At 63.6% G+C, this 20672-nt stretch carries 17 protein-coding genes; 9 read left to right on the top strand and 8 right to left on the bottom strand.

The window, feature by feature from the left end:
* The first annotated feature begins 497 nt into the window (after positions 1 to 497).
* A complete protein-coding gene (gene hrpA, locus LOY51_RS20105; RefSeq protein ID WP_258642770.1) occupies positions 498 to 4403 on the top strand; it encodes an ATP-dependent RNA helicase HrpA in 3906 nt (1301 codons plus the stop codon).
* Between the two features lie 217 nt (positions 4404 to 4620).
* Positions 4621 to 5742, top strand: coding sequence for a beta-ketoacyl-ACP synthase III (locus tag LOY51_RS20100; protein ID WP_125859596.1), 1122 nt, complete (start codon positions 4621 to 4623; stop codon positions 5740 to 5742).
* Between the two features lie 184 nt (positions 5743 to 5926).
* Here the strand turns inward: LOY51_RS20100 and LOY51_RS20095 are convergent, their stop codons facing one another.
* The gene (locus tag LOY51_RS20095) at positions 5927 to 7171 is read right to left on the bottom strand and encodes a putative porin (RefSeq protein WP_258642768.1); all 1245 of its coding nucleotides are present in this window, start codon (positions 7169 to 7171) and stop codon (positions 5927 to 5929) included.
* Between the two features lie 239 nt (positions 7172 to 7410).
* Between LOY51_RS20095 and LOY51_RS20090 the strand changes: the two genes are divergently transcribed.
* Complete coding sequence (locus tag LOY51_RS20090; protein WP_258642766.1) at positions 7411 to 8538, top strand: GNAT family N-acetyltransferase; 1128 nt, start codon at positions 7411 to 7413, stop codon at positions 8536 to 8538.
* Between the two features lie 119 nt (positions 8539 to 8657).
* Here LOY51_RS20090 and LOY51_RS20085 read toward each other — a convergent pair whose 3' ends face one another.
* From LOY51_RS20085 to LOY51_RS20065, 5 genes are all read right to left on the bottom strand, one after another.
* Entirely contained in the window at positions 8658 to 10283 is a 1626-nt protein-coding gene (locus tag LOY51_RS20085) for a methyl-accepting chemotaxis protein (RefSeq protein ID WP_125859594.1), read from the bottom strand.
* A gap of 90 nt (positions 10284 to 10373) precedes the next feature.
* Positions 10374 to 12206, bottom strand: coding sequence for an ABC transporter ATP-binding protein (locus LOY51_RS20080; RefSeq protein WP_258642763.1), 1833 nt, complete (start codon positions 12204 to 12206; stop codon positions 10374 to 10376).
* 62 nt (positions 12207 to 12268) lie between these two features.
* The gene (locus tag LOY51_RS20075) at positions 12269 to 12826 is read right to left on the bottom strand and encodes a peptidylprolyl isomerase (RefSeq protein WP_125859592.1); all 558 of its coding nucleotides are present in this window, start codon (positions 12824 to 12826) and stop codon (positions 12269 to 12271) included.
* A complete protein-coding gene (locus LOY51_RS20070) occupies positions 12820 to 13632 on the bottom strand; it encodes an alpha/beta fold hydrolase (RefSeq protein ID WP_258642761.1) in 813 nt (270 codons plus the stop codon). The genes LOY51_RS20075 and LOY51_RS20070 overlap by 7 nt, the downstream gene beginning before the upstream one ends.
* A gap of 13 nt (positions 13633 to 13645) precedes the next feature.
* Positions 13646 to 14569: a LysR family transcriptional regulator gene (locus LOY51_RS20065; RefSeq protein ID WP_258642760.1), complete on the bottom strand. Its 924-nt coding sequence runs from the start codon at positions 14567 to 14569 to the stop codon at positions 13646 to 13648.
* 50 nt (positions 14570 to 14619) lie between these two features.
* On the opposite strand from LOY51_RS20065, the gene LOY51_RS20060 reads away from it, so the two are divergent.
* The 3 genes from LOY51_RS20060 (at position 14620) to LOY51_RS20050 (ending at position 16799) form a co-directional block, all read left to right on the top strand.
* A complete protein-coding gene (locus LOY51_RS20060; protein ID WP_125465079.1) occupies positions 14620 to 14934 on the top strand; it encodes a 3-phosphoglycerate kinase in 315 nt (104 codons plus the stop codon).
* A 110-nt stretch (positions 14935 to 15044) separates the two neighbouring features.
* Positions 15045 to 15644, top strand: coding sequence for an FMN-dependent NADH-azoreductase (locus LOY51_RS20055; protein ID WP_125465078.1), 600 nt, complete (start codon positions 15045 to 15047; stop codon positions 15642 to 15644).
* A gap of 282 nt (positions 15645 to 15926) precedes the next feature.
* Positions 15927 to 16799, top strand: a complete 873-nt coding sequence (locus LOY51_RS20050; protein ID WP_110995900.1) for a carboxylate/amino acid/amine transporter — start codon at positions 15927 to 15929, stop codon at positions 16797 to 16799.
* An 80-nt stretch (positions 16800 to 16879) separates the two neighbouring features.
* Here LOY51_RS20050 and LOY51_RS20045 read toward each other — a convergent pair whose 3' ends face one another.
* A complete protein-coding gene (locus LOY51_RS20045; protein WP_125859589.1) occupies positions 16880 to 18154 on the bottom strand; it encodes a mechanosensitive ion channel family protein in 1275 nt (424 codons plus the stop codon).
* Between the two features lie 145 nt (positions 18155 to 18299).
* Here LOY51_RS20045 and LOY51_RS20040 point away from each other — a divergent pair, with 145 nt between their 5' ends.
* The 3 genes from LOY51_RS20040 (at position 18300) to LOY51_RS20030 (ending at position 20307) form a co-directional block, all read left to right on the top strand.
* Positions 18300 to 19622 carry a DEAD/DEAH box helicase gene (locus LOY51_RS20040; protein WP_125465075.1) on the top strand — a complete coding sequence of 441 codons (1323 nt, stop codon included), beginning with the start codon at positions 18300 to 18302 and terminating at the stop codon, positions 19620 to 19622.
* Positions 19623 to 19808: 186 nt separating this feature from the next.
* Positions 19809 to 20090 (top strand): BrnT family toxin, encoded by a 282-nt coding sequence (locus LOY51_RS20035; protein WP_258642757.1) that lies wholly within the window; start codon positions 19809 to 19811, stop codon positions 20088 to 20090.
* Positions 20065 to 20307 (top strand): BrnA antitoxin family protein, encoded by a 243-nt coding sequence (locus tag LOY51_RS20030; protein ID WP_125465074.1) that lies wholly within the window; start codon positions 20065 to 20067, stop codon positions 20305 to 20307. Before LOY51_RS20035 ends, LOY51_RS20030 begins: the two co-directional genes overlap by 26 nt.
* Positions 20308 to 20319: 12 nt before the next feature.
* On the opposite strand, the gene LOY51_RS20025 is transcribed toward LOY51_RS20030, so the two are convergent.
* Positions 20320 to 20589 (bottom strand): hypothetical protein, encoded by a 270-nt coding sequence (locus tag LOY51_RS20025; protein ID WP_258646685.1) that lies wholly within the window; start codon positions 20587 to 20589, stop codon positions 20320 to 20322.
* Between the last annotated feature and the right edge of the window lie 83 nt (positions 20590 to 20672).

Genomic DNA, 20672 nt, shown 5'->3' with positions numbered 1-20672 from the left:
AATTCGCTCGCGCCCATGGGCGCACAGGACCGCCGTAATGGTTCGGTCGGTCGTACTGAAAAGGTCGGCGTGATGCCGCAACGGGTCAGTGAGTGGCGAGCGAGGTGTCTGGTGGGCGCGCGTGGCGGCAGTGCCACAGGGCCCAGAAGGCGAGGATGACATGCACCAGCGGATTTTCGCCGGCACGGGCCCTGGCCTTCGGCAGCGAAGGGCGAGGCAGCGGGCGGGCGATGAGCGGGTCGGGGAGCATGCCTTGGATACTCACATGGTGCGTAAGGTTGATTAAAGCAGTGAATGGCGACGTTCATTCCGCGTTCGGCTAAACATTTGTGCTGGCCCTTTCGCGGGTAAACCCGCTCCCACACAGCCCTGTGGGAGCGGGTTTACCCGCGAAAGGGCCAGCGCAGACAGCAAAAAAACGGCAAATCTGCGACAATCCCGCCCCTTCGAATGCCGATCATGAATAAGCAGCGCCCGCTGCATCATTAAAAAGCCCCATGACAGACCACGCCATCGACCAACTGCTGAACAACCTCGACCACGCCATGATCGCCGACCGCCATCGCCTGCGGCGGCAACTGCATGAGCTGCGCAAGCGCCCAGACGAGGCCAAGCTTGCGCAGTGGGTGGAGAAGGTCCAGGCCTCCTTTGCCCAGGTCACCGCGCGCCAGCAGAGCGTGCCGAGCATCCGTTACGACGACAGCCTGCCGATTGCGGCCAAGCGTGACGAGATCAAGAAGGCCCTGGCCGAACACCAGGTGCTGGTGATCGCCGGCGAGACCGGTTCGGGCAAGACCACCCAGTTGCCGAAGATCTGCCTGGAGCTGGGACGCGGCAGCCATGGCCTGATCGCCCACACCCAGCCCCGGCGGATCGCCGCGCGCAGCGTGGCGGCGCGGGTCGCCGAAGAACTCGGCACGCCGCTGGGCGCGCTGGTCGGTTACCAGGTGCGTTTCGAGGACCAGAGCGATTCGAACACCTTGGTCAAACTGATGACCGACGGCATCCTGCTGGCCGAGACCCAGCACGACCGCTTCCTCGAGCGCTACGACACGATCATCGTCGACGAGGCCCACGAGCGCAGCCTGAACATCGATTTCCTGCTGGGCTACCTCAAGACCCTGCTGCACCGTCGCCCGGAGCTGAAGCTGATCATCACCTCGGCGACCATCGACCTGGAGCGCTTCTCCAAGCACTTCGACGGCGCGCCGATCATCGAGGTTTCCGGGCGCACGTACCCGGTGGATACCTGGTATCGCCCGTTGACCAGCGAGCAGGACGAGGAGGGCAACCAGATCGAGGACGATCTCTCGGTCGACCAGGCGATCCTCGCCACACTCGACGAGATTGCCCAGCACGAACGCAGCCAGGGCAAGGGCCCGGGCGATGTGCTGGTGTTCCTGCCCGGCGAGCGCGAAATCCGCGATGCCGCCGAGATTCTGCGCAAGGCGCAACTGCGCCATACCGAGATCCTGCCGCTGTATGCACGCCTGTCGCCGGCCGAGCAACAGCGGATCTTCCAGTCCCACAGCGGCCGCCGTGTGGTGTTGGCGACCAACGTCGCCGAAACCTCGCTGACGGTGCCGGGCATCCGCTATGTCATCGACAGCGGCACCGCGCGCATCAGCCGCTACAGCTACCGCGCCAAGGTCCAGCGCCTGCCCATCGAGGCGGTGTCCCAGGCCAGCGCCAACCAGCGTAAAGGCCGCTGCGGCCGGGTCGAGCCGGGTATCTGCATCCGCCTGTACAGCGAAGAGGACTTCAACGGCCGGCCGGCGTTCACCGACCCGGAGATCCTGCGTACCAACTTGGCGGCGGTGATCCTGCAGATGCTGCACCTGCGCCTGGGTGCCATCGACGCGTTCCCGTTCATCGAGCCACCGGATGGCAAGGCCATCAGCGACGGTTTCAACCTGCTGCAGGAGCTGTCGGCGGTCAATCGCGAGAACCAGCTCACGCCGCTGGGCCGCCAACTGGCGCGCTTGCCGATCGACCCGCGGCTGGGCCGCATGCTGCTTGAAGGCGCACGCCTGGGCAGCCTGCAAGAGGTGTTGATCGTTGCCAGTGCGTTGTCGGTGCAGGACCCGCGCGAGCGCCCGCCGGAGCGCCAGCAGGCGGCCGACCAGGCCCATGCCCAGTGGAAGGACGTCGACTCCGACTTCGCCGCCCTGGTCAACCTGTGGCGCGGTTTCGAGGAACAGCGCCAGGCGCTGACCGCCAACCCGCTGCGTAACTGGTGCCGGAAGAACTTCCTCAACTACCTGCGTTTGCGCGAGTGGCGCGATGCCCATCGTCAACTGGCGCTGATCTGCCGCGACCTGCAGCTTACGGTGAACAAAGACCCGTGCGATTACCCGCGCATGCACAAGGCGATCCTCAGCGGCCTGCTCAGCCAGATCGGCCACAAGGCCGAAGAGGGCGACTATCAGGGCGCGCGTCAGCGCCGCTTCTGGATTCATCCCTCGTCCGGCATCGGCCGCAAGCGCCCGCAATGGGTGATGGCCGCCGAACTGGTGGAAACCACCAAGCTGTATGCGCGCATGGTGGCCAAGATCGAGCCGGACTGGATCGAACCGCTGGCCACCCACCTGATCAAGAAGAATCACTTCGAGCCTCATTGGGAGAAGAAGCGCGGGCAGGTGGTGGCTTACGAGCAGATCACCCTGTACGGGCTGATCGTGGTCGGCCGCCGGCCGGTGCACTTCGGCCCGATCGACCCGGTCACGTCACGGGAGCTGTTCATCCGCGAGGGGCTGGTCGGCGGCGAGATCCAGTCGCGGGCCAAGTGCCTGGCGGCCAACAAACGCCTGCTCGAGCAGCTCGACGAGCTGGAAGCCAAGGCACGCCGGCGCGACATCCTTGCCGATGAAGAGACGCTGTACGCCTTCTACGAGGCGCGCCTGCCGCAAGAGATTCACCAGACCGCGACCTTCGACGCCTGGTACCGGATGACCAGCCAGAAGGATGCCAACCTGCTGATCATGCGCGAGGAAGATGTGCTGGCCCGCGAGGCCAGCGAGGTGACCGCCGCGCAGTACCCGGACCACCTGCAGGTGGGCGACCTGCGCCTGTCGCTGAGCTATCACTTCGAGCCCAACCACCCGCGCGATGGTGTCACCGTGCGGGTGCCGGCGCCACTGCTGCCGAACCTGCCGGGCGAACGTCTGGAATGGCTGGTGCCGGGGCTGCTGGAGGCCAAGTGCATTGCCCTGGTGCGCAACCTGCCCAAGGCCTTGCGCAAGAACTTCGTGCCGGTGCCGGACTTCGTCAAGGCGGCGCTTTCGCGCATGACCTTCGGCCAGGGCGGCCTGCCGCAGGCCCTGGGGCAGGAACTGCTGCGCATGACCGGGGCACGGGTGTCCGATGAAGCCTGGGCGGAAGCCGCCGGGCTGGTGGAAGGCCACCTGCGCATGAACATCGAAGTGGTCGACGCCGCAGGCAAGTTCCTCGGTGAGGGCCGTGACCTGGCCGAGCTGACCGCGCGCTTCGCCGCCGCCAGCCAGGCGGCGCTGGCCCTGCCGCGCAACGAGAAGGCCGAGCAGCCGGTGCAGGCCAAGGCCTTCACCCAGGTGGCGCAGACCGCCCAGCAGAAGATCGCCGGGCTGTCGATGACCGTCTACCCGGCGCTGGTCGAGGACAACGGCACCGTGCGCGAGGGGCGTTTCTCCACCCAGGCCGAAGCCGAGTTCCAGCACCGCCGCGCACTGCAGCGCCTGTTGCTGCAGCAGCTGGCCGAGCCGGCCAAGTTCCTGCGCGGCAAGCTGCCGGGGCTGACTGAACTGGGCTTGCTGTACCGCGAGCTGGGGCGGGTCGAGGCGTTGGTCGAGGACATCCTGCTGGCCAGCCTCGACAGTTGCATCCTCGAAGGCGAAGACCCTTTGCCCCGCGACGGTGCCGGCCTGGCGTCACTGGCCGAGCGCAAGCGCGGCAGCTGGACCGAGCATGCCGAACGCCTGGCGCGCCTGACCCTTGACGTGCTGAAGCTGTGGCATGGCCTGCAGAAGCGCTTCAAGGGCAAGATCGACCTGAGCCAGGCAGTGGCGCTGAACGACATCAAGCAGCAACTGGCCAACCTGGTCTACCCAGGCTTCGTGCGTGAGACGCCGGGCGTCTGGCTCAAGGAACTGCCACGTTATCTCAAGGCGGTGGAACTGCGCCTGGAGAAGCTGGGGTCGCAGGTGCAGAAGGATCGGGTGTGGAGTGGCGAACTGGCCAATTGCTGGGCCCAGTACAAGGCCCGTGCCGACAAGCATGCCCAGGAGGGCAAGCGTGACGAGCAGTTGCTGATGTACCGCTGGCTGCTGGAGGAGTACCGGGTGTCGTTGTTCGCCCAGCAGTTGGGAACAAAAGTGCCGGTTTCCGACAAGCGACTGAGCAAGCAGTGGAGTCAGGTGGAAGCCTAACCGTTGCAACTTGTGGCAAACTTGCTGGAATTTGCGGCCGCTGTGCGGCCGTTCGTAGGTAAACCCGCTCCCACAGGGTAATGCAGTCGCTGTGGGAGTGGATTTACCCGCGAACGAGGGCGCAGCCCTCGTCTGTAAATTGGTACCAAGGTGCCATTATGTTGCCCTTTTCCCGGCCTGCGCCGCATGGCGATGGCCTTTGACCAGAGGAACGACCGTGCACAACGTCGTGATCAGCGGCACCGGCCTGTATACCCCGGCCCAGAGCATTTCCAACGAAGAACTGGTGGAATCCTTCAACACCTGGTCGCAGCAGTTCAACCAGGACAACGCGGCAGCCATCGAGCGCGGCGAAATCGAGGCAGCGCCGCTGTCCGATGCCGCCTTCATCGAGAAGGCCTCGGGCATCAAGAGCCGCTTCGTGATGGACAAGGCCGGCATCCTTGACCCACAGCGCATGAAGCCGCGCCTGGCTGAGCGCAGCAACGACGAACCCTCGGTGCTTTGCGAAATGGCCGTGGCCGCCGCCCGCCAGGCACTGGAGCGCGCCGGTCGCACTGCCGCCGATGTCGACGGCGTGATCGTCGCCTGTTCCAACCTGCAGCGCCCGTACCCGGCCATCGCCATCGAAGTGCAGCAGGCGCTGGGCATCCAGGGCTTCGCCTTCGACATGAACGTGGCCTGTTCCTCGGCCACCTTCGGCATCCAGACCGCCGCCAACAGCGTGCAGCTGGGCCAGGCGCGTGCGGTGCTGATGGTCAACCCAGAGGTCTGCACCGGCCACCTGAACTTCCGTGACCGTGACAGCCACTTCATCTTCGGTGACGCCGCCACTGCCGTGCTGATCGAGCGTGCCGACCAGGCCACCTCGAAGCACCAGTTCGACATCGTCAGCAGCAAGCTGTGGACCGAGTTCTCCAACAACATCCGCAACAACTTCGGTTTCCTCAACCGTGCGGCAGAGGAGGGCGAGGGCGCCGCGGACAAACTGTTCATCCAGGAAGGCCGCAAGGTGTTCCGTGAGGTGTGCCCGAAGGTGGCCGAGATCGTCGGCCAGCACCTTGAAGAGAACGATCTGCAGCCCAACGACGTCAAGCGCTTCTGGCTGCACCAGGCCAACCTGAGCATGAACCACCTGATCGTCAAGAAGCTGTTGGGGCGTGAGGTGGCCGAGCAAGAGGCGCCGGTGATTCTGGACCGTTATGCCAACACCAGTTCGGCGGGCTCGGTGATCGCCTTCCATCTGTACCAGGATGACTTGGCTGCGGGCTCGCTGGGTGTGTTGAGTTCGTTTGGCGCGGGGTATTCGATCGGTAGCGTGATTCTGCGCAAGCGCTGATCTGCGGGTTCGCCTGTATCGGCCCTATCGCCGGCAAGCCGGCTCCCACAGGATAAATGTTTCCCCTGTGGGAGCCGGCTTGCCGGCGATAGGGCCGATACATTTCCAGCAGGCAAAAAAAGGCAGGAAATGCTGGATGGGGTCAGCATTTCCCGCCTGAGTGCGAAGCAGTGGAGCGTGTCGCTTAGAACTTGGCTTCCAGGTCCACCTGCAGCGTGTCTACGTCAGCATCGCTGTTCGGCAGGTTGGAGTAGTCGGTCTTGGCCATCATGTAGGCCGCGCCGAGGGCGAAGTTCTTGTCGATCTCGTAGCCAACCTTGAACTTGTGGCCACGCGAACCGGTGAAGCCGTTGCCGAAGTCGGAGTCGGTGAACAGGCTGACCACGGCGTTACGCTGCACGTCGCGGTAGTTGTAGTCCAGGCTCCAGGCACCCACTTTGGTTTTCAGACCAGCCAGCCAGGCCTTGTCCTTGCCGTCGGTGCTTTCGGTGTTCTTGACGAACTGGCCGTAGGCCGACAGCGGGATGGCGAAGCCGGTGAAGTCCAGCTGACCGAAACCTTCCACCAGGTTGAACTCGTTGGTGGTGTTGCCCAGCGAGCGCAGTGCCGCCGATTGCTTGTCGTTGTCGTAGCCGTAGATGCTGCCGCCCACGGTGACCTTGAGGGTGTCGGCGGCGTTGAACTTGGTGCCCAACTGGCCGTGGTACAGCTGTGCGTCGTGCTTGAACTGCACGCCGTCGCCGTCGACGTTGTCCTTCAGGTTGTAGTGACCGAGGCTGCCGAACACTTCGGCAGGGCCCAGGTTGGTCTTGTAGGTGACGGCCAGGCCTTCGGGGTTGATGTCGCTGTCCCAGATGATGTCGCCCATGCTGACCCAAGGCTGCATCATCTTGCCGCCGATCAGGTGCAGGTTCGGCACCGCGGTGGGGTGCCAGTCGAGGTAGGCCAGGTCGACCCACAGCGATTTCTTCTCGAAGTAGTTGTCCAGGCTCTGGTTGGTCGAGCGGGCATCGGCGCTGCTGCCGGTGGCCACACGCACGCCGGCGTCGACCTGCGGGTTGATCTCGCTGTAGAAGCCGACACGGGCACGGACGCGCTCACGGTCCTGGTTGCCGCTGCGGGCGATCGGGTTGTCGACGTTGACGTCTTCGTAACGCAGGCGCACATCACCCTTGATCTGGGTCTTGGCGGCCCATGCCACTTTTTGTTCAAAGGAGCTCATACGTTCGGACTGAGCTTTCTGGTCGGCCTTTTCCTTGGTTTCTTTTGCCAGGTCGCCCTGCAGTTCGTTGTACTGCGCCTGGTTGATCGAACCATTGGCGCGGAGCATTTCGAGCAGCTTGGCGTCGACAGCAGCACTGGCTGGAGTACTCAGAGCCAGCATCATGCCGGTGAGGCTCACTCCAGTAAGTGTAGAAACAAGACGCATAAGGTTCTCCCTGTTGAATAAAGTGGGGAGGCTCATGCGGCCGCCCCCGAGTTGGCATGCCTTCGGAAAAGCCCTGGCTAGACAGGTTCTTGGCTTCCGAAAAACAGGCGCCAGTATTGCGGGGGGGAATGACAGAATAATGTCCAATTGGTGGCACTGCTGTTAAGTGAACGGCAGTTCAATTGAGTGTCGCGGCTGCATTGGCAATACTGCCCACTTCAATTCAACGAGTCCCAATCGTGATCAGCCTTCACAGCCTTGCCCACCTGCGCGACCTGCCGGCGACCACCTGGGATGCACTGGTGCCCGCTGGCCAGCCCTTCCTGCGCCACGCCTTTCTCTGTGCCATGGAAGACAGCGGCAGTGTCGCGCCTGACAACGGCTGGGCCGCCGAACACCTGGTGCTGGAGCGCGACGGTGAGGTGCGGGCGCTGCTGCCGGCCTACCGCAAGTGGCATTCGTTCGGCGAGTACGTGTTCGACCATGGTTGGGCCGACGCCTGCGAACGTGCCGGCATCGCCTACTACCCCAAGCTGCTCGGCGCTGTGCCGTTCAGCCCGGTCAGCGGGCCGCGCCTGTTGAGTACCGAGCCCGGCGACGCCCTGCTGATGTTGCAGGCACTGCCGGAATACCTGGGCAAGGGTGGGTTGTCCGGGGCGCATATCAACTTCACCGACAGTGCCTTGGACGAGATGGTGGTTGGCCTGCCGGGCTGGATGGAGCGCCTGGGCTGCCAATTCCACTGGCGCAACCGGGGTTACCGCGACTTCCAGGACTTCCTCGACACGCTCAGCTCGCGCAAGCGCAAACAGATGCGCAAGGAGCGCGAGCAGGTATCGGCCCATGGCATCGAGTTCGAGTGGTACCGGGGCGACCAACTGAGCGAGGCGCAGTGGGACTTCGTCTACTTGTGCTACGCCAACACCTACACCGTGCGCCGCCGTTCACCCTACCTGACCCGCGAATTTTTCAGCCTGATTGCCGCGCGCATGCCTGAGGCGATCCGGGTGGTGATCGCCCGGCAGAACGGTCGTGAGGTGGCCATGGCCTTGAGCCTGGTGGGGGGCGACAGCCTCTACGGTCGTTACTGGGGCTGCCTGGACGAGTTCGACCGCCTGCATTTCGAGACCTGTTTCTACCAGGGCATGGACTTTGCCATTGCCGAAGGGCTGCAGCGTTTCGATGCCGGGGCACAGGGTGAGCACAAGCTGATTCGAGGGTTCGAGCCGGTGATTACCCGTTCGTGGCACTACCTGCTGCACCCGGGGTTGCGACGGGCGGTGGAGGATTTCCTGTTGCAGGAGCGGGCCGGGGTGCTGGGGTATGCCGAGCAGGCGAAGGCAGCGCTGCCTTATCGCAAGGCTTGAGATTGTCAGGGCCGCTTTGCGGCCCTTTCGCGGCACAAGGCCGCTCCTACAGGTACACGCGATCCCCTGCAGGAGCGGCCTTGTGTCGCGAAAGGGCTGCAAAGCAGCCCCATGGGCCCTCAAAGGGTAAAGCGCTTGACCAACCCATTGAGCCCGCTTGCCAGGCGCGACAGCTCCTGGCTCGAGGCATTGGTCTGCTGCGCACCCGTGGCGCTCTGCACCGACAGGTCGCGGATGTTGGTGAGGTTGCGGTCCACCTCTCGGGCCACCTGTGCCTGCTCTTCGGCGGCACTGGCGATCACCAGGTTGCGCTCGTACATCTCGCTGATCCCCGAGGTGATCTCCTGTAACGCGTGGCCAGCGCTCTGGGCCAGTTCGCGAGTATCGCGGGCGCGGGTGCTGCTGGTCTGCATGGCGGTCAGTGCCTGGCTGGCGCCGCTGCGCATCAGCGATACCATCTGCTCGATCTCCTGGGTCGAGTTCTGGGTGCGATGGGCCAGCGCGCGCACCTCGTCAGCTACCACGGCGAAGCCGCGGCCCGACTCACCGGCACGGGCGGCCTCGATGGCCGCGTTGAGCGCCAGCAGGTTGGTCTGCTCGGCGATGGCGCGGATCACATCCAACACCGTGCCCACTTTCTGGGACTGTTCGGCCAGTTGCCCCACCAGCGCAGCGGAGGCTGCCACTTCTTCGGCCAGGTCGCTGATCGCCTCGATGGTCTGCGACACCCGGGCCTGGCCCTGCTGCGCCGACTGGGTCGATTGTCGCGAGGCTTCGGAGGTGGACACGGCATTGCGCGCCACTTCTTCGACCGCTGTGCTCATTTCGTTGACGGCGGTGGCGGCCTGCTCGATTTCGTCGTGCTGGCGAGTGATGCCGCGTCCGGCTTCCTCGGTGACCGCGTGCAGCTCTTCGGACGCCGCCGCCAGTTGCGTGGAGGAGCCGGATATCTCGCCCAGGGTGTCGCGCAGGCGGTCGCGCATCTGTGCCAGTGAGTGCTGCAACTGGCTGACTTCGTCGTTGCCGCTGGCGGCGATGGCATTGCTCAGGTTGCCCTCGGCCACTTGCTTGGCTGCCAGTACCGCATCCTTGAGCGGCTGCACGATGCTGCGAGTGAGCAGCCAGGCCAGGGTGACTGTGAACAGTGCGGCCAGCAGGATCACGCCGATGACGATGGCTCGGGACTGGTCATAACGCTCGGCCGCCTGGTTACCCTCGCGTTCGATGCTCTTGGCATACAGTTCGCCCAGCTCGGCCAATTGCGCGCCGGTGCCGTCGACGACCGGCTTCATGTCGACCAGCACCAGTTTGTGCAGGGCGACGATGTCGCCGCGCCGGGCCAGCGAGAAGGAGTCGGCCATGCCTTTCTGGTAAGTCGCGAAGTCGCGCTGGAACTGCTGGTAGATGCGGGATTCTTCAGGGGTGTCGACGAACGCCTCGTAGTCCTTGATGTTCTGCATCAGGACCTTGTTGCGGGCTTCGTACTGGCTGACATAGGTGTCGACGTTGGCCGGGTTCGGGTCGAGAGCAACGCGCAACGAGATGGTTCGTACCCGCAGCATGTTTTCGCGAATGGTGTCCACGGTGCGGATGCTGGGCACCCAGTTTTCTTCCATGGCCGTGGCCGAGTCACGGATGTCGTCCATCTTGGCAAGGGAGAACATGCCAAGTAAGGCAACCATCAGTGCAATGCAGGCGAACCCCGATGTTGCTCGGGGCGCGATGTTCCATTGGCGTAACAGCATTACCACCTCGCCGGCCCACCAGGGCCCTCATGTTGTTGTACGACAACATATGTCGGCAGGGTGGGCGCGAGCTTGAGGCGACATGCACGGTCAGTCGACGCCGACGAAGCCACCGGTCTGGTGATGCCACAGCCGCGCATACAGCCCGTGCTGGGCCAGCAGTTCACTGTGGCTGCCGCTTTCGACGATATGCCCTTTGTCCAGCACCACCAGGCGGTCCATGCGGGCGATGGTCGACAGGCGGTGGGCGATGGCGATCACTGTCTTGCCCTGCATCAGCGTCTCCAGGCTCTCCTGAATCGCTGCCTCGACCTCCGAGTCCAGCGCTGAGGTGGCTTCGTCCATGACCAGGATTGGTGCGTTCTTCAGCAGCACCCGGGCAATGGCGATGCGCTGGCGTTGACCGCCGGAGAGCTTGACCCCGCGCTCGCCGACATGGGCGTCAAAGCCGGTGCGGCCCTGGGCGTCGGACAACTGCGGGATGAACTCGTCGGCCTTTGCCCGTCGCACCGCTTCCCACACTTCTTCATCAGTGGCATCGGGGCGACCGTACAGCAGGTTGTCGCGGATCGAGCGGTGCAGCAGCGAGGTGTCCTGAGTGATCATGCCGATCTGTGCGCGCAGGCTGGCCTGGTTGACCTCGGCGATGTTCTGGCCGTCGATGAGAATGCGCCCGGCCTGCACGTCATACAGGCGCAGCAGCAGGTTGACCAGGGTCGACTTGCCGGCGCCGGACGGGCCGATCAGGCCGATCTTCTCGCCGGGGCGGATGTCCAGGTTCAGCGCATCGATGACCTGGCTGCCCTTGCCATAGTGAAAGCTCACGTGCTCGAAACGTACCGCGCCCTGGCTGACTTTCAGTGCCGGCGCATCGGGCTGGTCGCTGACCGTTACCGGCTGGGCGATGGTCTGCAGGCCGTCCTGGACCATGCCGATGTTTTCGAAGATGCCGTTGACCACCCACATGATCCAGCCCGACATGTTGACGATGCGAATCACCAGGCCCGTGGCCAGGGCAATGGCGCCGACGGTGATCAGCGACTGGCTCCACAACCACAGCGCCAGCCCCGTGGTAGCGACCACCAACAGGCCGTTGAGCGAGGTGATGACGACGTCCATGCTGGTGACGACCCGCGCGGCCAGTTGGGTTTTTTCGGTCTGCTCGCGGATCGCTTCACGGGCGTACTGCTGTTCGTAGTCGGTGTGGGCGAACAGCTTGAGGGTGGCGATGTTGGTGTAGCCGTCGACGATGCGGCCCATCAGTTTGGAGCGGGCGTCGGAGGAGATCACCGAGCGCTCTTTCACCCGGGGCACGAAGTAGTACAGCGCAGCGATGTAGCAGGCGATCCATACCAGCAGCGGCAGCATGAGCCGCCAGTCGGCTTCGGCGAACAGTACCAGCGAGCTGATGGCGTAGATCAGCACATGCCACAGCGCGTCCACCGCCTGCACTGCCGAGTCGCGCAGGGAGTTGCCGGTTTGCATGATGCGTTGGGCAATGCGCCCGGCGAAGTCGCTCTGGAAGAAATTCAGGCTCTGCTTGAGCACGTAGGTGTGGTTCTGCCAGCGGATCAGGCTGGTCATGCCCGGGCTGATGGTCTGGTGCACCAGCAGGTCGTGCAGGCCGAAGAACAGCGGCCGCAGCAGCAGGATGACCACCAGCATCCAGATCAGCTCAGCGCTGTGCGCGCTGAAGAAGTTGGCGTTGGGCGTGCCCTGGGCCAGGTCGATGATCCGGCTCAGGTAGCTGAACATCGCCACCTCGATCAGCGAGGCGAACAGGCCGACGATCAGCAGGGCGAGGAAGCTGGGCCACACCTGGCGCAGGTAATAGAGGTAGAAGGGCCAGACCTTGCCGGGCGGCGCCTCGCTCGGCGCCTCGCGGAAGATGTCGATCAATTGCTCGAAACGACGGTACAGCATGGGTGAGGTAACTCCTGTTCCATCCGACCCTCAGGCGGTTCACATCCTTGTGAAGCCTGCGGTCAGTCGATGCGTTTGGCTGACTTGATGTACACCGGGTCGGCCGGCACGTCGCGCATGCCTTTCTTGACGGTAGTTGGCGAGTTGACGATCTGGTCGACCACTTCCATGCCCTTGGTGACCTTGCCGAACACCGCGTAACCACGGTCACGCCCGGGGTTGAGGAAATCGTTGTCGGCCACGTTGATGAAGAACTGGCTGGTGGCCGAATTCGGGTCGGAGGTACGGGCCATGGACAAGGTGCCACGGGTGTTCTGCAGGCCATTGCTGGCTTCGTTGCGGATCGGGTCTTTGGTGCTCTTCTGCACCATCTGGTCGGTGAAACCGCCGCCCTGGACCATGAAGCCCGGGATCACGCGGTGGAAGATCGTATTGTTATAGAAACCGCTGTCGACGTACTGCAGGAAATTCTTCGTACTGATAGGCGCTTTTTCAGCGTTCAGCTCGATCTCGACCTGGCCGAAGCTGGTATCCAGCAACACGTGTGGCGTCTTGTCGGAGGCCATGACGCTGGTGGCGAAGGCGACCGAGCAGGCGGTCAGCAGGAGTTTTTTCAGCATGGGCTCAAAGATCCTTGAGAGGTGGAAGCGGCTGCGAGGAAAGGCAGCAGGGTACGGTTGAAAACTGCGGGTTGGTCCAGGGGCGTAGCGTGCCGGGAATCCTCGATGACTGCCAGTCGGGCGTGCGGCATCAGGGCGACGTAACGCTCCTTGAGTTGTATCGGTGTGTAATCGTGGTCGGCGGCGATCACCAACGTAGGACAGGCGATCTGCCCGATGCGTTCCTGCACGCCCCAGTCGACGATGGCGTCGAAGCTTTTGAGATACGCGCGTTTGTCGTTGCGTGCCCAGCGTTCGGCCATCTTGCGCCGCAGTTCGGCCTGCTGGGGTTTGGGAAAGAGCCTGGCGGCCAGGCCCTTGCCCACGGTTTCGACGCTGAGCAGACGCGCCAGGCCCCAGCGTTTGAGCCACCAGACCCAGTCGCTGCGGGTGCGGCGTTTGACTTCCGGCGCACTGTTGACGATGCACAGGCTGCGCAGCCTGGCGGGGTGGTCGACGGCGAACTGGAAACCGACCATGCCGCCCATCGACAGGCCCACGAAGTGCACGGGGCCAGTGCCAAGGTGCTGGAGCAGGGCCAGCAGGTCTTCGCTGAAGGTCTTGATGTGGTAGCCGCGCCGCGGCTTGGAGGATTGGCCGTGGCCGCGGATGTCCATGAGGATGACCCGGTAATGGCGGCTGAACTCAGGTACCTGCAGCTCCCAGTCCTGGCTGCTCGAACCCAGCCCGTGCAGCAGCACCAGGGGCTCGCCCTGGCCATGTTCCTCGTAATGCAGCAGGCATCCGTCATGTTCGAAACAGGCCATGGGCGCGGTCCTCTCAGGCTTGCGGGGGGGCTGCGAAGGGCACGTCCAGCGGCGCGGTGTCGAAGTTGCGCAGCAACTCGATGAGAATCTGCGTGGCCGGGCCCAGGGTCTTTTCCTTGCTCGAATAAAGGTAGAACAGCGGGTGGCGGCTGCCACCCTGATCCAGTGGCAATGGCTTGAGCACGCCTTCGCGCAGCTCGCGTTCGATCATGTGCCGGGGCAGCCAGGCAAAGCCCAGGCCGCTGCTGACGAAGGTGGTGGCGGTGCCCAGGCTGCCCACCGTCCAGCGCTGCTCGGCGCCCAGCCAGCCGACGTCGCGCGGTTGGGCGCGGCCAGAGTCGCGGATCACCACCTGCAGCTGGCTTTCCAGGTCCTGGAAGGTGATCTCACGGCCCATGCGGTGCAGGGCGTGCTCGGGGTGGGCGACGGCGACGAACTCCACCGGGCTGAGCTCGGTGCCCAGATAGCCACCGATGTTGAAGCTGCTGATGGCAAGGTCGGCGATGCCTTCGTGCAGCACTTCCTCGACCCCGGACAACACTTCTTCACGCAGGCGCACCCGGCAGCCGCGGCTTTGCGGCATGAACGCACTGAGGGCGCGCACCAGGCGGGCACTGGGGTAGGCGGCGTCCACCACCAGGCGCACTTCGGCCTCCCAGCCCTGTTCCATGTGGTGGGCCAGGTCTTCCAGTTGGCTGGCCTGCTTGACCAGCTGCCGCGAGCGGCGCAATAGCACGCTGCCGGCCTCGGTGAGCACGGCCTTGCGCCCGTCGATGCGCAGCAGCGGCACGCCCAGTTGCTCCTGCATGCGCGCCACGGTGTAGCTCACCGATGACTGCGAGCGGTGCAGCGCTTCGGCTGCCTGGGCGAAGCCGCCGTGATCGACCACCGCCTGCAGGGTCCGCCACTGATCCAGGGTTACGCGCGGCGCTTTCATCCAGGGCTCCTGTTGTCCTAAGCTGCGCTCTTCTCAAGGAGAGCGCCGGTATGAAGAAATGTTGTGCGGCTTTGCTGTTGTGCCTGCCCCTGGGGGCCATGGCCTACCCCATCGATGTGGAGAAACAGACCGACGGGGTCAAGGTCGACTACACCGCCTATGACACCACCTATGACATCGGTTCGATCAACCTCAACAACTATGGGCAGGTGCCGGCGGCGTGCAAGGTCACGTTCCGCAATGGCCCCGAGGCGCCGCGCGTGCGCCGGGTCAATGTGCCGGCGGGCAAGAGCGTCGATGTAACGGCGAAGTTCAACCGCGAGATTCTCAAGTTGCGCATCCAGGTGGACTGCAAAGCGGAATAAAACGGATTCATCGATAGATTGGTCCCACTTTTTACGCTTTTTTATCGATAGGTCAACCCTTAATCTCACCTCCATCGAATCGCCACCCTTTACCGCCGATGGAGGCACCCATGTCCCGCGTACTGATCATCGAAAGCAGCGCCCGCCAGCAGGATTCCGTTTCCCGTCAACTGACCCAGGATTTCATTGCGCAATGGCAAGCGGCGCACCCTGCTGACGAGATCAAGGTCCGTGACCTGGCCGTGGACCCGGTGCCACACCTGGATGCCAACCTGCTGGGCGGCTGGATGAAGCCTGAAGAACAGCGCAGCGCCGCTGAGCTCGAGGCCCTGGCTCGTTCCAACGCACTGACCGACGAACTGCTGGCAGCCGACGTGCTGGTGATGGCGGCACCGATGTACAACTTCACCATCCCCAGCACCCTCAAGGCCTGGCTCGACCACGTGCTGCGTGCCGGGATCACCTTCAAGTACACCCCGACCGGCCCGCAAGGCCTGCTGACCGGCAAACGCGCCATCGTCCTGACCGCCCGTGGCGGCATCCATGCCGGCGCCAGCAGCGATCACCAGGAACCTTACCTGCGCCAGGTGATGGCCTTCATCGGCATCCATGATGTGGACTTCATCCACGCCGAAGGCCTGAACATGAGCGGCGAGTTCCACGAGAAGGGCCTGAACCAGGCCAAGGCCAAGCTGGCCGCGGTGGCCTGAGGCTCAACGAATTCCCAACCCTGACACCTTGTTGCTCCTTTGGGTGTACCTGCCCGGTCATTGCGATGGCCGGGCTTTTTTATGGTTGGGATACAGCAAGTACCTATGCCGGCCTCTTCGCGGGTGAGTCGCAGCGGCGAACCGCCGCTCCCACAGGTTATGCATGATCCTGTGGGAGCGGGTTCACCCGCGAAGAGGCCAGCACAGGCCTTACAAACCTCATGGTTGAACTGCCCGGACCCAACCCGCTAAGGTCGCCGCCTTGATCCACGAGAGGCCACCATGGGCTACCTGATAATCGTCGCGCTGATCCAGGCGTACTCTTTCAACCTGATCGGCGAATACCTGGCCGGCCACGTCGACAGCTACTTTGCCGTGCTGGCCCGGGTGCTGCTGGCCGGGCTGGTGTTCCTGCCATTGACCCGCTGGCGCCAGGTCGAACCGCGCTTCATGCGTTCCATGTTGCTGATCGGCGCGCTGCAGTACGGCATTACCTACGTGTGCCTGTACCTGAGCTTCCGCGTGCTGACCGTGCCTGAAGTGCTGCTGTTCACCATCCTCACACCGCTGCACGTGACCTTGATCGAGGACGCCCTGAATCGGCGCTTCAACCCGTGGGCGCTGCTGGCTGCGCTGGTGGCCGTGGCCGGCGCGGCGGTGATCCGTTTCGACAGTGTCACGGGTGAGTTCTTCGTGGGCTTTTTGCTGTTGCAGCTGGCCAACTTCACCTATGCCGCCGGCCAGGTGCTGTACCGCCATCTGGTGGCCCGCCACCCCAGCGACCTGCCGCACTACCGACGTTTCGGCTATTTCTACCTTGGCGCGCTGCTGGTGGTGCTGCCGGCCTTCCTGCTGTTCGGCAACGCCCAGCACCTGCCGAGCACCGACACCCAGTGGCTGGTGCTGTTGTTCCTTGGGCTGTGCCCGACTGCGCTTGGCCTGTACTGGTGGAACAAGGGCGCCTGCCTGGTATCCGGCGGCACCCTGGCGGTGATGAACAACCTGCATGTGCCGGTGGGGCTGCTGCTGAACCTGCTGATCTGGAACCAGGACGAACCGCTGGGGCGGTTGGCCATCGGCGGCTCGATCATCCTGGCGTCGGTGTGGATGAGCCGGTTGGGCGGGCAACGTACTGTGCAGCCAGCATCGCGTTGATTGTCAGGCTTTAATGGCCTTATCGCGGGGCAAGCCCGCTCCCACGGTGTTTGTGGGAGCGGGCTTGCCCCGCGATGGCTTCAGGCCAGTTCCTGACGCGTAGCCCGCGTCGCAAGCCCCACGCGCATGTCATTGCCACTGGGCTGCTGGTACAGGCTAAGCCCGAACTCCGGCAGCACCGCCAGCAGGTAGTCGAAGATGTCGCCCTGGATGCGCTCGTACTCGGCCCATACCGTGGTGGTGGTGAAGCAGTAGATCTCCAGCGGCACGCCTTCGGCGGTGGTCTGCATCTGGCGCACCATGCAGGTCATGTTCGGGTGCACGTTGGGGTGGCTCTTCAGGTACGCCAGGGCGAAGGCGCGAAAGGTACCGATATTGGTCAGCTGTCGGCGGTTGGCCGACAACCCGGCATTGTGGCCCTGGGCCTCGTTCCATTCGCGCAGCTCCTGGCGCTTGCCAGCCAGGTAGTCGCCGAGCAGGCGCACCTGGCCCAGGCGCTGTTCTTCTTCCTGGGTCAGGAAGCGTACGCCCGCGGCGTCGATGAACAGGCTGCGCTTGATCCGACGCCCGCCGGACTGCTGCATGCCGCGGTAGTTGCGGAACGACTCGCTCATCAGGCGCCAGGTGGGGATGGAGACGATGGTCTTGTCGAAGTTCTGGACCTTGACCGTGTGCAGGGTGATATCCACCACATCGCCGTCGGCCCCGGCCTGGGGCATCTCGATCCAGTCGCCGACGTGGAGCATGTCGTTGCTGGTCAGCTGCACGCTGGCGACGAACGACAGCAGGGTGTCCTTGTACACCAACAGCAGCACCGCCGACATGGCACCCAGACCCGACAGCAGCAACAGCGGCGAGCGGTCGATCAGGGTGGCGACGATGACGATGGCGGCGAAGATCCACAGCATCATCTTGGCCAACTGCATGTAGCCCTTGATCGAGCGGGTGCGGGCATGTTCGGTGCGGGCGTAGATGTCCAGCAGCGCATCGAGCAGGCACGACAGCGCGCGGGTCATGAACAGCAGGGTGATGGCCAGGGCGAGGTTGCCGAGAAAATGCTGGGCGGTGGCCGAGAGTTCCGGCACCAGCTTCAGGCCGAACTGCACCACCAGCGATGGTGTGGTCTGGGCCAGGCGGTGCAGCACCTTGTTGTGGCGCAGGTCGTCCAGCCATCTGAGCGCCGGTTGCCGGCCCAGCAGGCGGCTGGTGTGCAGGATCAGGAAGCGCGCCAGGCGGCCGATCAGCAGCGAGACGAGCAGCAGCACGGCCAGGCCGAGGGCGGCGTGCAGCAGCGGGTGTTGGTCGAGGGTGCCCCAGAGGTCGAGGGCATCGCGCCAGAATCGTTGGAGGTCCATAAGCGTAGGAAACGGTCTGTGTTGCGGTACGAAACGGCATTAGAGCGTGGATCGGCGCAAAGTTGCCAAAAGAAATTCGGTTCTGGCGGCGGAAAACGTTACCCTATGCAACTTGAATTTTTCGCACTTGCCCGAGGTTACCCCCGTGTTTTCCCAATTCGCCCTGCACGAACGCCTGCTCAAAGCCGTGGCCGAGCTGAAATTTGTCGAGCCGACTCCGGTGCAGGCAGCGGCCATTCCCCTGGCCCTGCAAGGGCGTGACCTGCGGGTGACGGCACAGACCGGCAGCGGCAAGACCGCTGCATTCGTCCTGCCACTGCTCAACCGCCTGGTCGACCGCAGCGGCCCGAGCGTGGAAATCCGTGCGCTGATCCTGCTGCCGACCCGCGAGCTGGCCCAGCAGACCCTCAAGCAGGTGCAGCTGTTCTCCCAGTTCACCTACATCAAGTCGGGCCTGGTCACCGGTGGTGAGGACTTCAAGGAACAGGCCGCCATGCTGCGCAAGGTGCCGGACGTGCTGATCGGCACCCCGGGCCGTCTGCTCGAGCAGCTCAATGCCGGCAACCTCGACCTGTCCCATGTGGACGTGCTGATCCTCGATGAAGCCGACCGCATGCTCGACATGGGCTTTGCCGAAGACATGGAGCGCCTGTGCAAGGAGTGCGAGAACCGCAAGCAGACCCTGCTGTTCTCCGCCACTACCGGCGGCGCGGCCCTGCGCGACATGATCGGCAAGGTCCTCAAAGACCCTGAGCACCTGATGCTCAACAGTGTCTCGCAGCTCGCCGAAGGTACCCGCCAGCAGATCATCACTGCTGACCACGACCAGCACAAAGAGCAGATCGTGCAGTGGCTGCTGGCCAACGAGACCTACCAGAAGGCAATCATCTTCACCAACACCCGTGCCCTGGCCGACCGCATCTACGGCCATCTGGTGGCCAAGGAAGTGAAGGCCTTCGTACTGCACGGCGAGAAGGACCAGAAGGACCGCAAGCTGGCCATCGACCGCTTCAAGGAAGGCGGCTCCAAGGTGCTGGTGGCCACTGATGTGGCGGCGCGCGGCCTGGACATCGACGGGCTGGACCTAGTGATCAACTTCGACATGCCACGCAGCGGCGACGAGTACGTGCACCGTATCGGCCGTACCGGTCGTGCCGGCGGCGAAGGCCTGGCGATCTCGCTGATCACCCACAACGACTGGAACCTGATGTCGAGCATCGAACGCTACCTCAAGCAGCAGTTCGAGCGCCGTGTCATCAAGGAGGTCAAGGGTACCTACAGCGGGCCGAAGAAGGTCAAGGCCTCGGGCAAGGCGGCTGGCACCAAGAAGAAAAAGACCGAGAAGAAGACCGGCGACAAGAAGGGCGCCGCCAAGCGCAAACCGACCGCCAAGCCGAAGGCCAATGCGCCATTGGCCAGTTCCGATGGCATGGCGCCGCTGAAGAAGCGCAAGCCAGCGGCTGAGTAAGCGCTTTTTGATGCAAGCCCGCCACTGCAAAGGTGGCGGGTGATTTCGCGCTTTCCCCAAGCGCGCGTAGCCCATTTCCCAAACTGCTCCTCGGCCCATGCATTTTGCTGCCTGGCTTCCAGAATACCTCTGGCATGTTTTCGCTGGCAGGAGTAGCGTATGTACAACTGTAAATACGAAAGTCCCATGCGTTTTGAATGGGATGAGGAAAAGAACCAGCTGAACATCCGCAAGCACGGTATCGATTTCAATGAAGTGCCCGACATGTTCCGGCACCCGATGCTGGTGCTCAAGGATGAGCGGTTCGACTACGTAGAACCACGCTGGATCAGCATGGGCTGGATCAACGCCTGGGTCAGCGTGGTCGCCTACACCGAATGGCAAGGGGATGTGATCCGAATCATCTCCGCCAGAAGAGCCACCCGACGCGAGGAAATGCGCTATGTCGAAACCCTCCAGAAACAGTGATGAACACTCCGCTCGCGGGCCGATCGACACCTCGGATATCCCCGAGCTGGGCGACGACTTCTTCCGACAGGCCGAGCTTCGCTTACCGGCCAAGCAAACCGTGACCATTCGCCTCGACGCAGACGTACTGGCTTGGTTCAAGGACCAAGGCAGCGGCTACCAGACCCGAATCAACCAGTTGCTGCGCCAATACATGCTGGCCCAGCAGCGCCGCTGAAGCAGGCGCTGCTCAGGTCTTTTTCTCGGCTTCCTTCAATTCCTTGATCCGCTTGTCGATCAGTTGGCACTTGTCCGGCAAGTCCTTGCTTGCCGTGCCGAGCTCCATGCCTTGCAGCTCGTCGTTTATCTCTTTGGCTTTCTGTGGGTTCTGCTCGGTCAGCCGGGCGACCAGCCCGGCCAGTTCCTCGCGTTTGTGCGTGGCTTCTTCTGGCGTGCAGGCCCAGGCGGGCAAGGCGCACACCAGGCTGGCAAGTATTGCGGCGCGGTAGAGGTTTTTCATCATCTTGGCCCCTGGTGATCCTGCTACGTGTGAGGGGTGGGGCAATTTGAAAGTTCAGATTGCCTGGGCTGCCATCGGCAGTT

Origin of the sequence: Pseudomonas sichuanensis (assembly GCF_024749065.1) — a bacterium.
Taxonomy (GTDB): Bacteria; Pseudomonadota; Gammaproteobacteria; order Pseudomonadales; family Pseudomonadaceae; genus Aquipseudomonas; species Aquipseudomonas sichuanensis.
The sequence above is the reverse complement of the archived record's forward strand: the minus strand, read 5'-3'. Positions and strand labels throughout refer to the sequence as shown.